We start from the raw sequence: 1385 nt of genomic DNA, 5'->3' as shown, positions 1-1385 counted from the left end.
GCTCGATTGCGCCGCTTGACATACGGACGCGGTCACCTGTCACGAAGGACGGCGCCCATTCCTGTGTGATGACCTGGGTGGCGCCGTCGTCCATCTTGAGTGTGATGCGGTAGACGCGGTCGCCAGTCATGGTGTTGCCGCTGGTGCCCGTACTGCCAGCGCTGCCGGTGCCGCCCACGGACCCTCCCGCTCCGGTCGCCCCGCTGCCTTGACGTGGCACCACTTCGATTTTGCTCACGGTGCTGTTGGGCGGGCCGGCTGGCGCGCTGGCTCCGCTTGCCATGCTGCCACTACCTGACTGGGCACCGCTGCTCATCGCGCCCGAACTTCCCATCCCCGCCGTGGCGCTGCCGGTTCCTGTGCCTGCCATGCTTCCGCTACCCCCACTGCTGCTCGTGCCGCCACTAGCTTGGCTGCTGCCGCTGCCGCTGCCTGAAGCGGTGCCGCTGCTCCCTGTCGTTCCGCTGGTCCCCATCGATCCGCTGCCACCCGCCCCTGCGGCGCTGCCGCCGCTCCCGCTCGTTCCGCTCGTGCCCGTCGACCCGCCGCTGCCCGTCGCCGCAGTGCCGGAACCGGTCGCCGTCGTTCCGCCGCTGTCCGTCGTGCTCCCGCTCGATGGCGTACTGGTCGATGTGTCGCCACTCGTGCCGCTTGTGCCACTGGCTGTGTCGCCGTTCATGCCGGTGGAACTGCAGGCCGCCAGTCCAAGAGCCAGCAAGCCCGCCAACAGCACGCTTTGTTCGATACGCTTCATGATCAACTCCTTTGGTTGGGTGTTTTCCGTTGGTGCGTGACAATGCCGCGTGCCACTTCGGTAAGAGCGGGAAATTGTGGCGACGTTCCCATGCATTCTCTACAGTTTGACCCAGATCAAGCAGTGATCAGATAAGCTTGCTTTTCGCACAGGGGGAAGGGCTGAGCGCAAGACATGCGCAATAAGAGATTGACGCAACGCAAAAGCCCGCCGGGTTGGGCGGGCCATAATTTCTTCATGCCATTTTTTGAGAGCCCGCCATGCCTGCTTCGTCACTCTCCAGCCTCATTGTCGACCTGGTCGCTTCGATGGAAACGACCGCCATTAGCCTGCGTGAACATCATCAGTCCGGGCAAGCCGTGCGTCGCCTCGTGCGCGAGGCGAGTGCCGGGCAGTATGCGGACGCGGCGGACGCTGCGCCGCGTTTAACGGGAGCGCGCCGTTTGCGGCAGGAAGGCCCAGAGCAGGCCAGCCGTGATCAGTGCGGCGTTGCAGTCGACCATCCAGTCGCCGACCGCGCCTGAGCGGTACGGCAGGAAACTCTGCACCAGCTCGTCCAACGCACCCATGGTCATCACGGTCAGGACCGACTTGATCGCGCGTTCACGCGCACTGCCCAAGCTGCCGGTGA

At 65.0% G+C, this 1385-nt stretch carries 2 protein-coding genes and 1 pseudogene; 1 reads left to right on the top strand and 2 read right to left on the bottom strand.

Annotated features, from left to right (window positions below; all coding sequences use genetic code 11):
- Window positions 1-283 (bottom strand): annotated as a pseudogene (locus tag PO883_RS34445) (hypothetical protein); the annotation flags it as partial.
- Here PO883_RS34445 and PO883_RS34440 point away from each other — a divergent pair.
- A complete protein-coding gene (locus tag PO883_RS34440; RefSeq protein ID WP_289313801.1) occupies window positions 282-794 on the top strand; it encodes a hypothetical protein in 513 nt (170 codons plus the stop codon). The pseudogene PO883_RS34445 and the gene PO883_RS34440 sit on opposite strands and share 2 nt — an antisense overlap.
- Before the next feature lie 385 nt (window positions 795-1179).
- Here the strand turns inward: PO883_RS34440 and PO883_RS34435 are convergent.
- A partial coding sequence (locus tag PO883_RS34435) for a VanZ family protein (RefSeq protein ID WP_289313800.1) occupies window positions 1180-1385 on the bottom strand: 206 nt, incomplete at its 5' end.

Origin of the sequence: Massilia sp. DJPM01 (genome assembly GCF_030348125.1) — a bacterium.
Taxonomy (GTDB): Bacteria; Pseudomonadota; Gammaproteobacteria; order Burkholderiales; family Burkholderiaceae_D; genus Telluria_A; species Telluria_A frigida.
The sequence above is the reverse complement of the archived record's forward strand: the minus strand, read 5'-3'. Positions and strand labels throughout refer to the sequence as shown.